At 69.2% G+C, this 12,743-nt stretch carries 10 protein-coding genes; 6 read left to right on the forward strand and 4 right to left on the reverse strand.

Translation table 11 applies throughout. The features are described 5' to 3' along the window. Positions 1-96: 96 nt before the first annotated feature. Complete coding sequence (locus AC16DP_RS09025) at positions 97-2,907, reverse strand: golvesin C-terminal-like domain-containing protein (RefSeq protein WP_329731751.1); 2,811 nt, start codon at positions 2,905-2,907, stop codon at positions 97-99. A gap of 86 nt (positions 2,908-2,993) precedes the next feature. On the opposite strand from AC16DP_RS09025, the gene AC16DP_RS09030 reads away from it, so the two are divergent. Next, positions 2,994-3,677, forward strand: coding sequence for a diacylglycerol kinase family protein (locus AC16DP_RS09030; RefSeq protein ID WP_414640772.1), 684 nt, complete (start codon positions 2,994-2,996; stop codon positions 3,675-3,677). A gap of 131 nt (positions 3,678-3,808) precedes the next feature. Here AC16DP_RS09030 and AC16DP_RS09035 read toward each other — a convergent pair whose 3' ends face one another. Beyond that, a complete protein-coding gene (locus AC16DP_RS09035; protein WP_329731753.1) occupies positions 3,809-4,003 on the reverse strand; it encodes a hypothetical protein in 195 nt (64 codons plus the stop codon). A gap of 314 nt (positions 4,004-4,317) precedes the next feature. Between AC16DP_RS09035 and AC16DP_RS09040 the strand changes: the two genes are divergently transcribed. The 3 genes from AC16DP_RS09040 (at position 4,318) to AC16DP_RS09050 (ending at position 7,625) form a co-directional block, all read left to right on the forward strand. After that, the gene (locus tag AC16DP_RS09040; RefSeq protein ID WP_329731754.1) at positions 4,318-5,913 is read left to right on the forward strand and encodes an NAD(P)/FAD-dependent oxidoreductase; all 1,596 of its coding nucleotides are present in this window, start codon (positions 4,318-4,320) and stop codon (positions 5,911-5,913) included. A 16-nt stretch (positions 5,914-5,929) separates the two neighbouring features. Then, entirely contained in the window at positions 5,930-6,301 is a 372-nt protein-coding gene (locus AC16DP_RS09045; RefSeq protein ID WP_329731755.1) for a hypothetical protein, read from the forward strand. A gap of 184 nt (positions 6,302-6,485) precedes the next feature. Continuing rightward, complete coding sequence (locus AC16DP_RS09050) at positions 6,486-7,625, forward strand: class I SAM-dependent rRNA methyltransferase (RefSeq protein WP_329731756.1); 1,140 nt, start codon at positions 6,486-6,488, stop codon at positions 7,623-7,625. Between the two features lie 15 nt (positions 7,626-7,640). Here the strand turns inward: AC16DP_RS09050 and AC16DP_RS09055 are convergent, their stop codons facing one another. Further along, the gene (locus tag AC16DP_RS09055) at positions 7,641-8,258 is read right to left on the reverse strand and encodes an START domain-containing protein (RefSeq protein WP_329731757.1); all 618 of its coding nucleotides are present in this window, start codon (positions 8,256-8,258) and stop codon (positions 7,641-7,643) included. Positions 8,259-8,304: 46 nt separating this feature from the next. On the opposite strand from AC16DP_RS09055, the gene AC16DP_RS09060 reads away from it, so the two are divergent. Further along, on the forward strand, positions 8,305-9,828 hold the full coding sequence (locus AC16DP_RS09060; RefSeq protein WP_329731758.1) for a 3'-5' exoribonuclease YhaM family protein: 1,524 nt from the start codon (positions 8,305-8,307) through the stop codon (positions 9,826-9,828). 3 nt (positions 9,829-9,831) lie between these two features. Continuing rightward, positions 9,832-11,790 (forward strand): HD domain-containing phosphohydrolase, encoded by a 1,959-nt coding sequence (locus AC16DP_RS09065; protein WP_329731759.1) that lies wholly within the window; start codon positions 9,832-9,834, stop codon positions 11,788-11,790. A 675-nt stretch (positions 11,791-12,465) separates the two neighbouring features. Here AC16DP_RS09065 and AC16DP_RS09070 read toward each other — a convergent pair. Further along, the coding region (locus tag AC16DP_RS09070) for a hypothetical protein (protein WP_483956675.1) at positions 12,466-12,743 on the reverse strand (278 nt) is incomplete at its 5' end.

Genomic DNA, 12,743 nt, shown 5'->3' on the forward strand with positions numbered 1-12,743 from the left:
AAAGACGAGGTTGGAAAGCTCACAGGCACACGACGGGCCGTACGGCCTCCCGCCGTGGGAAAGGGCGGCCGACCGTAGGCATGTGACGCACGCGAGTCAACGCTCTGTGAAGAGAGAACGACGACGCGTCCGCCGTAGCTGAACAGTGGACAGGAGTAACAGCCACGCAACGGACGCACCGCCGCCCGCTCGGCAGCCACAGCCCGTCTCCGCGCTTTCGTAGGAGCCGGGAATGCGCTCCACCGAGCAGGGCGCGGGGCTCATGGGGGCACGGACGACGGCGCCCGGAGGCAGGACCTCCTCTCCATCGGGTGGCGTGGGGGCCGAGGCCAGCACGCCCGCCCGGGCCAGGAAGGCCCCCATGAGCCAGGCCCGGCGCTCGGGATTGACGATGCCCTCGAAGGGCACGCTCAGGAAGAGCACCTGCCCGCCCGGCGCCGAGGCCACCGCCGCGGCCGAGTCCGTCCCGGCATAGCCCAGCACGGGAGAGCCCCCCTCCAGCGGGAGGAGCACGTCCGTCATCCCCACCGGGAAGGAGCCTCGCAGCCCGTCGTCGAGCAGCGAGTGGGAGAGGCCCGGGAGCCAGCCCTCGGAGAGCCCATTCACCAGCAGGGCCGACGAGCCGCAACCCGGCAGCACATGGAGGATGTCGGTGAGGAAGGCCCGCGCGTCCTCCCCCCCCACCGCGAGCGCGGAGGCCACATGGCTGCCCGAGAGCAGCAGGTGCCCGCCGCCCGTGACGAAGGTGCGCATCATCGCCTGCTCGGCGACGGTGGGGCCCTGCCCCCCTGCCCCTCCCCGCCCGATGAACCAGTCCAGCACCCGGTAGCCCACCGGGGTGAGCAGGCCCGCGGAGATCGCCTCGCTGGTGGCTCCGTCGAAGGCCACCGCGTGCCGCGCCACCGCGTCCCCGTGACGCCGCAGGGCCGTGCCGTCATTCATGGCCTCCAGGAGCTCGCGCAGCGGCGTGCCCAGCCCGTAGGCCGAGAGGTCCTCGGCCCGCGCCAGCTCCGCGTCCAGGCGGCGGAAGGCGTTGACCACCAGCACCTCGGAGACCTTGCCCGCCTCCGGGACGCGCACGCCCACCACGTCCGAGGGGAAGGACTCGCCCCCCTCGTTGAGGGAGGCCACGCGGAAGTAGCGCGTCGTGCCCGCCGGCAGGGTGATGGAGAAGGACGTGGACGCCACCTCGGAGCCCCCGTCCCAGGCCAGGCCGTCCGCGCTCTCGTAGACGCGGTAGCGGGTGGCCGCGTGCCCCCCCAGGTCCACCGCATCCACGGGGGGCTCGGCCCACTTCACCTCCACCCGGCCACTGCCCGCGTGGCGCGCCACCAGGGCGGCGGGCGGCTCGGCCGGCAGGCGCACCGGCTGACCGTCCCGCGCGGCGAAGTACTTGATGAGGCCCTGCAGCATGGCGCGCGCGGCCACCCGGCGGAACTCCGGCTGCTTCAGGTGCACGGCGTCCGCGGGATGGTCATGGTAGGCCACCTCCACGAGCACCGCCGGCGTCTCCGGGTTGTGGGCCGGGTTCAACTCGCCGAAGTTGGCCGAGCGCAACGCGCGCACCCGCCAGTTCGGGTCGACCGCATTGCGGATGTCCTGCCGCAGCTCGTCCAGCAGCGCCCGGGCGAGCACGTCGCTGCCCGGCACTCCCGTGAAGTTCAGCGTGCCGTCCACGGGATTGGGCCCGTAGACGTAGACCTCGGTGCCGCGGAACCGGTCATCGGGCGTCGAGAGCCCGGAGGCATTCGTGTGCCAGGCGACGTAGACGGCGTCCTCCCCGTCCTCATGGAGCCAGGCGGCGAAGCGCGAGCGCGAGGTGACGTCGTCGTTGCGCTCGTTGGAGAGCGCGTTGATGCCCGAGGGCGCGAACACCGCGGGCGGCGCCCCGCTGAACTGGGTGTGGTAGCGCGCGCACTCCTCGAAGCGGGGGCGCGGCAGGGGCGCGAGCGTCCCGTCACCGATGACGCCCGTGCCACCGCCGATGCGTACCGCGTCCAGCGACAGGGTGCCCGACTCCGCCGAGTCGTTGAGCGCCACCACCGAGGCCGTCTCGGGATGCTGGCCCGCGCGGAAGTAGAAGCGGCCCAGCAGCACCCACGTTCCACCGTGGCGGCGCTGGTTCACCCGGAAATGGCTCTCGCCGCCCGCGTGCCGCACCACGTAGTGCGCGTCCGGGACGCGGCCCGGGTCCGCCCCATACGAGACGTACACGTGATAGGCGCCATCCGCCGGAATCACCGGGGCCCAGGTGGCCTCCGCCGTGGCGGTGGGCGCGGCCGTCATCAGCCGGTGGTCCCCGAGCTGGAAGGGCTGCACCGCGTTCCCCATCGGCACCGGCGGAGGACCCCAGCCGGGCGTGGCGGAGGTGAAGAACTCCGTGGCGCCAGTCTCCGAGTAGCCCGCGGCCCCGTTGTCGAGGAGGACCATGCGCGGGTTGAGGTCCGACTCGCGCACGGGAATCACCGTGGCGCCCGCGCCCGTGAGCATCGGCAGCAGGTACTGGTTGAGCGTCTCGATGGAGACCAGGTCCTCGACGACGTCGTTCGTGTTGCCCCGCTGGGTGGCCCACCGGCCCAGGGGCGAGCTGCGATAGAAGCCGTGCCCCGGGCTCAGGTAGATCGTCTTGCCCGACAGGGCCCCCGTGCGGATGCGCGTCTGCGGCACGCCCGCGAGCGCCGACACGGAGCCCCGGGGATCCTCGCGGCGCACCAGGGGCGGCTCGGAGGGCAACCAGCGGGTTTCGAAGGACCTCGGGCCCGGGAGCGGCACATAGACGGCACCCGGCGGCTCCAGGCCGCAGTCTTGGGAGAAGGAGCCATCGTCCTGGGCCTGGCTCGTGCCCGGCAGGCAGAGCAGCGAGACCAGCACCCAGGCGGTGGCACGTACGTGAGCAGGAAGGGCCATGAGGGGGCGGACGTTAGGCCCCGGCGCGAGGGTACGCCAATCAAACCGTGAGTGCCTGCCTGCTCTCCCGCTAACCTGCTTCCTCGATGAGCTCTCCCGCCCTATCCCCTCCGCTTCCACCGCCCGAGAAGCCGCAGCCGCCGCCCCATCCTCCCCGGGGTGGCTCCGGCATGCTGGCCTCCTTCGTCCATGCCTGGAACGGGCTCATCCACACCGTCGTGCACCAGCGCAACATGCGCGTCCACCTCGTCTCCGCGCTCCTCGTGGGCCTGGTGGGCAGCGGCATCGAGCTGGGACTCGCCGAGAAGGTGACGCTCATCTTCTGCGTCCTCCTCATCTTCTTCGCGGAGATCCTCAACAGCGCGCTCGAGCACCTGGTGGACCTGGCCACCCGCCACTTCGACGAGAAGGCCCGCCTCACCAAGGACGCGGCCGCCGCCGGTGTGCTGGTGCTCGCCACCGGCACCGTCGTCATCTTCGCCGCCATCCTCGTGCACAACTGGCAGACGGTGCTCAACAGCGGGCCTCGAATCGCCCGTCAGGTGGCGCTCGGCCTGCCGCTGGCCCTGTGCGTGCTCGTGCTGGTGCTCCCCCAGCCGCGCTCCGTCTGGGTGGACAGGCTGGCCTTCGTGGGCGGCGCCGTGCTGCTCGGTGCGCTCGCGCCGCGCACCGCCAGCTCCGTCTTCACCGCCATGAACGCCGGGTTGCTCGTCGTCGCCGGGGCCGCGGCCCGCCAGCGCCGCCTCGAGCGCGCCCGCCCCCACCGCTAGGAGCGGCGGAACGCGGGCAAAAAAAAAACCGGCTCCAGGCCGGTTTCTTCCTCGCCACCTGGAGGGACGCTCGAGCCCCGGGACCTGCCCGGAGCCCGGCTACCCGCCAGGGACAGCGCCAGTCTACCCGCTCAGGCTTCCTTGCGGAACTCCGGCCGGACCTCGGCCGTTGCCTGGGCAACGTTCTCGCCCTTGATGTCCTCCGTCACCAGGTCCAGCAGCTCCGTGGCGATGCCGATGATCTGCATGGGGGTGTAGCCGCTCGCGCGCAGCTGGTTGAAGAAGGTACGGGCGAGAATCCGGGTGCCCTGCTTGTCAGTACTCAAGGACGTGTCCTCCGAGATGCGGTGGGACCGCGTAATCACTGGCGGTTCCTTCTTCAACCGGCGTGCCAGCAGCCACCTTCCTGACGAATTCTCCATGCACTTCGGGTGGTTGAGAGAATCCAGGGGCGGGCCGGGTCGTCCGGAGATGCGAAGGGGCGTTCGCACCCCTCGCTTCGTCCAGGGGGAGGGCATGCGAGGGGTGCATCGTCAAGTTCGCACCCGCTCGCTCCTCGGGTGTTCAATAGCTTGCATTCGGGGGCTGGGGTGACGCACATACGCGCCCCCTGTCCCCGGCTTCAGGAGAAGAGCAGCGCATGGCGTATCGAGTGAACAACATCGGGCTGTGGTTGGACGAGCCGGAAGAGCTGCTCGGCCAGCGGGCGGCCGAGAAGCTCGGAGTGACCCGCTCGGACCTGGCGTCCGTGCGCGTCGTGCGCGCGGTGCTGGATGCTCGCAAGAAGGGCAGCCCCCGCTACATCTATACGCTGGAGGTGGAACTCGCCCCGGGCCGGGCGCCCAAGCGGCTGCCGCCAGACGTCGGGGAGACGGCGCCTCCGCCCGAGCCTCCGCAACGCGTGAAGGAGCCGGAGCGCATGCCGCTCATCATCGGCACCGGACCCGCGGGACTCTTCGCCGCGCTGGGGCTACTGGAACGCGGCGTTCGCACCATCCTCATCGAGCGCGGTCGCGAAGTCGTGGCCCGGCGGAAAGATGTGGCGAAGCTGATGCGGGACGGCTCGCTGGACCCCGAGAGCAACATGAACTTCGGGGAGGGTGGGGCTGGCGCTTATACCGACGGCAAGCTGTCCACGCGCATCAACCACCCCATGGTGCGCAAGGTGATCGAAACGTTCGCCCGCTGCGGCGCGCCGGACCACATCCTCATCGAGGGCAAGCCGCACATCGGCTCGGACCTGCTGCCGGGCGCGGTGGCGAAGCTGCGCGATGACCTCATCGCCGGGGGCTGCCAGGTGCTCTTCGAGCACAAGGTGGAGGACGTGCTCTACCGCGACGGCCGGGTGTCCGGCGTGCGGCTGACGGACGGGCGCACGCTGGAGAGCGATCGGGTGGTGCTCGCCCCGGGCAACTCGGCGCGCGAGCTGTACGAGCGCTTCGCCGCGGACGGGCGCGTGGTCATCGAGCCCAAGCCCTTCGCGCTCGGCTTCCGGGCCGAGCACCCGCAGGGGCTCATCAACTCCATCCAGTACGGGAGCGCGGCGAAGAATCCGAAGCTGCCGCCCGCCGACTACAAGCTGGCGGAGAACCTGGACGTGGACGGAGAGGTGCGCGGCATCTACTCGTTCTGCATGTGCCCCGGCGGCATCGTGGTGCCCACGCCCACCCAGGACGGGCTGCAGTGCACCAACGGCATGAGCAACTCGCGCCGCAACGCGAAGTACGCCAACGCGGGCATCGTCGTCACCGTGTCCGTGCAGGACTTCGAGCGCGAGGGCTTCAGCGGCCCGCTCGCCGGCCTGGAGTTCCAGCGCCACTGGGAGGCCAAGGCGTACGAGCTGGGCGGGGGCAAGTTCTACGCCCCCGCGCAGACCATTCCGGACTACCTCGCCGGGCGCGTGAAGAAGGACCCGGGCGGCACCAGCTACCGGCCGGGGCTCGCGCATACGGACCTCAACACGCTCTTCCCCGAGCGCCTCACACAGTCGCTGAAGCAGGCGCTCAAGGCGTTCGACCGCAAGATGCGCGGCTTCGTCAGCGACGAGGGCAAGCTCATCGGCATCGAGAGCCGCACCAGCTCGCCGGTGCGCATCACCCGCGGCGAGGACATGCAGTCCGTGTCGATGCGCGGGCTCTATCCCGCGGGCGAGGGCTGCGGTTACGCTGGCGGCATCGTCTCCTCGGCCATTGATGGACTGCGCGTGGCTGAGCAGATTGCGAGCGAGCTCGCCTGAGCCACGGGAGGGTGTCATGGGCTACCGCGTACGCACACCGGAGGGAGAGCTGGCCTACCCCACGTTGAGGGACGTGGAGGTGGCGTACATCCAGGGGCTGGTGGAGCCCACCGATGAAGTGCTCGAGGATGGACACTCCACCTGGCGCAAGGCGGCGAGCATTCCGGCGTTGGCCCGGGCGCGTCCCGAAACGAAGGGGCTCGCGGGGCGGACGCAGATGTTGAGCGTCATCCTCGCCGTGGCCCTGGGAGCCGGGGCGCTGACGCTCGTCATGAGCGACTCGTGGCCCCGGCGTGGACTGGGCATCGTCCTGGCGCTGGCCATGAGCGTGGTCCTCACGCGGATGACCGCCAAGGCCCACAAGCGGCCCGCGCCTCCGAGGGACTGAGCCCCTATTTCCCTTCCTTCCCCTCTCCCTTCGGGAGAGGGGATATTGGCTCCCCCGCTCCCCTGCCCCACGAGCGGGCACTCCCGCCCTCCCCGCATCGAGTCCCCAGCCGCCGCATGTTTCCCCCCATTGAGGGCACATGGCGCGCGGCCAGCACCGCGCCCGCGCAGAGGGGAGGACGGCCTTGTTCAACACCTATCTGTCCCGCGAGGCGGCACGCAGGCTGAAACACGGCGCCCCCTGGGTGCGCCGCGAGGACATCGTCTCCATGGAGGGCACGCCCTCCGCCGGTGAGGCCGTGCAGCTCCGGGACGAGGACGGACAGGTGCTCGGGCTCGCGGATGTGGACCTCGAGTCCTCCTATGCCGTGCGCCGGCTGGGGCTCCCGGACGAGTCCGCCGAGGGCATCATCCCCCGCCACGTCCGCCACGCCTTCGAGCGCCGCGCCCGCATGGTGGATGACCCGCGCTTCTGCCGCTCCATCAACGACGACGGCGACGCCCTGCCCGGCCTCATCGTGGACCGCTACGACACGCACCTCGTCGTCCAGACGCTCACGCGCGCCATGGACGCCCGGCTGCAGGAGATCACCCGCGCCCTCGTGGAGGTCTCCGGCGCCGAGTCCGTGCTGCTGCGCAACGACACCGCCCGGCGCCGCCAGCTCGGCCTGCCCGTGCAACGGCCCCACGCCCTCTTTGGCAACCCGCCCCGCTGGAGCCGCGTGCTGGAGCTCGGCGCGCGCTTCACCGTGGACCTCACCTACGGCCCGGGCGTGGGCTACCCCTACGATCAGCGCGAGCTGCGCCGCTTCCTCGGCCGCCTCTCCCAGGGTGCGCGGGTGCTCGACCCGAGCTGCCACGTGGGCGGCCTCTTCGTCCACGCCGGCCGCCACGGCGCCCGCTCCATCCTCGCCTTCGACAGCGACGCGGACACCGCGGACCTCGCCCGCGAGAATGGCGAGGCCAATGGGCTCCTGGGGCGCCTCCAGGTGGAACGCGGGGACGCCCTCTCCGTGCTGCGCGGCATCCACGACACCTTCGACCTGGTGCTCCTGGACACCCCCGAGGCCAGCTCGCCGCAGACCTTCGTCGAGCAGGTGCGCCTGGGCCTGCGCGCCACCCGCCACGGGGGCACCCTGCTCGTCGTCGGCTACCACCCGCCCCTGCCCACCGGCGGCTTCGACGACCTCATCGCCGAGGCCTGCGAGCAGGAGGGACGCATGGGCTTCCGCTTCGCCCGGCTCGGCCTGCCGCCGGACCACCCCACCCTCGTGGGGTTCCCCGGCACCGACTACCTGTCGGGCATCGTCATCGAGGCCAGCTGAGCGGCCCGCGGACGCCTACTTCTTCGTGGCGGTGGCGTGCTTGCGCACCGCCCGGAGCACGTCCGGCACGGACGTCTTGTTCGCCCGGTCGGCGATCCACTTCGGCAGCGAGCCGCCCGGATCCGTGTAGAGGTAGTAGGTGACGAACGTCTTCTTCCCCTCCTCGCGCGGCTCCAGCAGCCAGTAGCCCGTGTTCAGCTTCACCCGCACCACACCCTGCTTCTCGGGGGGCGCCCCCTCGGTGGCCGCCGTCCAGGCCGTCTTCAGGAAGCCCTTTCCGTCCTTCCAGTCCGACTCGTCCCGGATGCGGATGATGAAGTCCCGCTTGTCCACCAGCGGGGCGTTCACCAGGCAATAGAACACGGTGATCTTCCCGTCCTGCTCCGAGGACAGCACCCGGCTCTCCTCGGTGTAGGGCATGGTTTTCGTGTAGTGGCCGTAGTCACGGATGACCCGCCAGACGTCGTGGGCGGGGGCATCCACCAGGGCGGTGGCCTTCACCTCGGAGACGGAACCCCCCTCGGGAGTCCGGGCCAGCACGGAGATACCGTCGTCACGGGCCACCTGCTGCCAGGCCGGTTCAGGGGCGCCAGTCAACAGCACCAGCAGGGAGAGAGCGGGAAGTAGGGACATGAATCCATCCTAACCGCCTGGGTGGTGGTAGTGTCGCCGCCCGCGTATGACGACCGATAACCCGTCCGACAATTCCCCCACTTCCTCTCCCACCGACGCCTCCGTGGAGCAGGTGCGCAAGGTGTATGCGAAGGACCTGCGCGAGAAGGACTCCGTCAACACCGTCTTCCGCGTCACCAGGAAGGAGCGCGTCACCGCGCGCAGCGGCAAGGTGTTCCTCTCCGTGGTGCTCGTGGACAAGAGCGGAGAGATCGACGCCCGCGTCTTCGACAAGGTCGAGGCGCTCGAGCCCACGTTCTCCACCGGTGACTACGTGCTCGTGCGCGGCAACGTCATCGGCTTCCACGGCAAGTCCCAGGTGGTCATCGAGGCCCTCGAGAAGCTGGACCCCGAGCCGCTCGACCCCCAGGAGTTCGAGCCGCCGGCCCGTGAGGAGCAGCCCGCCCCCAAGGCCGCCGCCCCCGCTCGTGAGGAGCAGCCCGCCGCCCCCAAGCCCGCCCGCGAGGAGCAGGCCGCGCCCAAGGCGGGCGGTGAGGGAGGCCACAGCGGCGCCCGCGCCGTGGGACAGATCCGCGAGCTCATCACCGAGCGCGTGAACGACCCGAATGTGAAGGCGCTGCTGCTGGCCTTCCTGGATGACACGCAGATCGCCGCGGGCCTGCCGCACGCGCCGGCCGCCAAGGGCATCCACCACGCCTACCGGGGCGGACTGGCCGACCACCTCCTGTCGGTCATGCGGCTCACCCTCCGCGTGGCGGACCACTACCCCATGGCGGACAGGGACTTGCTGCTCGCCGGTGCCTTCCTCCACGACGTGATGAAGGTGGCGGAGATCTCCCCGGACAAGGGCTTCGAGTACACCGACGAGGGCAAGCTGGTGGGCCACCTCGTCATGACGGCGCAGAAGATCCGCGAGAAGACGCTCGGGATTCCCCACTTCCCGCCGCTGCTGGAGCAGCACCTCACCCACCTCGTGCTCGCGCACCACGGGCGGCTGGAGTACGGCTCGCCCAAGCTGCCGATGACCCTCGAGGCGCACATCGTCCATGCGCTCGACTCACTGGACTCGCGCATCGCCTCGTGGGTGGAGGCCATGCAGCGCGACCCCAACGACAAGTGGACGGAGAACCTCAAGCTCTACGACCGCCAGCTCTGGAAGGGCCCCGTGCCCACGTCCCGGGGCCGTGCGCCCGTGGAGGGTGGCCGCCGGAAGGGCAAGGAGGGCAAGAAGCCCAAGGAGCGTCCGGAGCGGGCCCCGGGTGCCGCCGCGGGCGAGGGCCAGCAGGCGCCGCGAGCCGAGCGTGCCGAGAGGCCCGAGCGAGCCGAGAGGCCCGAGCGTCAGGAGAAGCCGCGCGAGCCCCGGCCGCCGCGGGAGCCGCGCGAGGGACGGGAGCCGCGTGAGCAGCGGGAGCCTCGGGAGCCTCGGGAGGCGCGCGAGCCCAAGCCGCCACCGCGTGAGCGGGTGGACGTTCCCAAGGAGCTGACGTTCAAGCCGTTCAGCGTGCTGACGGCGCCGAAGGCGGAGCCCACCGACAAGGGCGGTGGGGAGGGCTCGGACACGGAAGGCTGAGACATGGCGAAGAAACTGGGCGAGCGCCTCGTCGAGGCGGGGCTGGTCACCTCGGATTCCATCCAGAAGGCACTGGAGCACCAGAAGATCACCGGCCACCGGCTGGGGGACTGCCTGGTGGAGATCGGCCTGCTCCAGGAGGCGGCGCTGCTGCGCTTCCTGGCGGCCGAGTTCCAGACGCGCTTCGTCTCCGCGGAGAAGCTGGCCAAGGCCCGCATTCCCACGGAGGTGCTGGACAAGGTGCCGGTGCGGCTGGCGGAGGCGCAGAACGTGCTTCCGCTGGCCATCGACCCGGAGCGCCAGTTGCTGTCGGTGGTGGCGGCCGAGCCCCAGAACAAGAAGCTGCTGGACGAGATCGCCCTGGTGACGGGGATGAGCGAGGTCTACGCGTACGTGGGCCTGCGCAGCACCATCGCCGCCGCCATCCGCAAGCACTACTACGGGGACACGACGGCCTTCGCCTCGCTGGAGGTGGTGACGGCGCAGATCCGGGCGGACGTGTCCACCATGGCCACCGCCTACGAGAGCACCGCGGGGGCGCCCCCCAGGGCCAGCCTCCAGCTGCGGCTCGAGTCGGACACGCGGCTGCGGCCACGCCCGGGCACGCAGGGGCGGAACAAGACGTCCAGCGGCGACACCTTCCCGGGCACGCGCGGGACGGTGAGCGACAGGGATTACATCGAGACGCTGAGCATCCTGGTGACGATGCAGGAGCGGGACCGCAAGCACCACCGGGGACACTCGGCGCAGCTGTCGAGGCAGGCCACGGTGGTGGCGAGGCGCCTGGGAATGCCGCCGCGGGACGTGGCGGCGGTGGCCATCGCGGGCTACCTGCACGACCTGGGCAAACCGGCCGAGCGCCACTTCTGCCTGGCGAGCAACGCGGTGAACCCGGAGTGGATGGCCGAGGCCAAACGCTACTGCCGGGTGCCGACGAAGCTCTTCGAGTCGGTGAACCTGCCGGTGCAGGTGAACACCATGCTCGCGCAGCTCTACGAGGCCTATGACGGCTCGGGGACGCCGCAGGGAGCCAAGGGGGATGACATCACCCTGGGCGCGCGGATTCTGGCGGCGGTGGACAGCTACCTGGATCTGACGAAGAACCCGGCCAACGCCTACGGGAAGCTGCTGACGAAGGAGCAGGCGCTGGAGCACCTGCGGGAGAACTCGGGCACGCTGTACGATCCGTTGGTGGCGGACATCGTCATGCAGGTGCAGACGGGCGAGCTGCTGCGCCAGCGCATCATCAACGACGGGCGGCAGATCCTCATCGTGGAGCCCGAGGAGGGCACGCGCACGGACCTGCTGGATTGCACCCAGAAGCAGGGGCTGGTGGTGCATGCGCTGTCCTCGCTGGATGGAGCGTACGACGCGCTGGGGTACCAGGACTGCGACGTGCTGGTGGTGGGGCTGAAGTTCGGGTTGGAGGAGGTGCTGGGGCTGCTGCAGGCGGTGCGCGTCTCGCCGGAGCACGCGGGCCTGCCGGTGGTGGTGCTCGGAGACCCGGACGCGGGCACGCGCGAGCGGTTGATGATGGGCGGAGCCTCGGCGGTGCTGCCTCCCGCGCAGCCGGACGAGGCGGCGAAGACGATCCGCGCCCTGTACGACGATCGCATCCAGCACAACGGGCCGGCCCGGGTGGTGCGCGGCAGCCTGGACGAGCTGCCGGCGGCACAGCTGCTCAAGCTGCTGGCAACGGGCAAGAAGTCGGGGCGGCTGTACCTGAAGCAGAACGCGCACGAGGGCTACCTGCACCTGGAGCAGGGAAAGCTCGTGTACGCGACGGTGGCGACACAGAACGGCGAGCAGGCCATGCAGACGCTGCTGGGCTTCCAGCAGGCGGACTTCCGCTACGACCCGGACTCGCTGCTGCTGGACACGCCGCAGATGGACAAGGACCTGGAAGTGCTCGCCCAGCAGGTGGCGATGCGCAGACCGACCATGTCCGTGCCTACCGTGTAAAGCGGCCTCTCCCTCTTGGGAGAGGGATACGCTGAGGGCAGCCCGGCAATGAGGTAACTGTTCCCGAGGGCATGACAATACCAGCGGGAAAGTACACGCACCCGCCGTGCATACAAGCGGTGCACAAGCAATTCGAATTGCTGGAGGCTGCGGACAACAAACCTCCTTCAATTCACGAAAAGTCAAAATCGTTGCGATCCACTCAGCGCAACCCCAACACTCGACAAAGCTCAAAGCAGGCTCAAGCCAGCCATTAGACTCCACACCCTAGAAACACACCAGCCACCATTCACCACAGGAGAAATCATGTCTCACATAGAACGTGCGCTTTTCGTCATCGGAGAACAGGGTGATGGCAAGAGCACACAACTCCGAAGCATGTTTCGAGACTTCCGACTCAACACATGGGGAGACATTCCCTCATCCCCAAAGCTCCACAGCATATATGCTCTCAGCAATGAACGAAGGCTGTACCTGCGCCTAACCTCTCCTCATGAACGTGGAGAGACCAGAACCGAGTTTCACAACAAATTCAAGCGAGTGCTAAAATATGGCCATCGGTGGAACTTCGCCTGCCCAATACAGCCTAACACTTACAACAAGATGCCTGATGCTGTAGAAACCATTCTTTACTTTTTTGAGCAGTTCAGCCCTGAGCGCACCAGAGCAGTATTTCTAAGCCCTAACCGACAGGGTATTCCGAAAGACCCTGCCAAACTCATGAAAATGCACGATCTTCTCTGGAAGAAGAAGGTAGAATGCATCAGCATTGATGCTCGCACCCCCGACCTTAATGGAAAGGTTTTGTCGGGCTTTTTCGACTTCACCTAGGAGCTTGTCGGAGTATCCCACCGTAGAGGGTGGACCAGAGGGGTGACGCCCCAGGTGGTCCTTCAGAGGGGAGGCGAGTTCTGGTTGAAGGTGGAGGGTGAGCACCACCTCGACGAAGAAGC

It is taken from the genome of Archangium sp., from assembly GCF_057119385.1.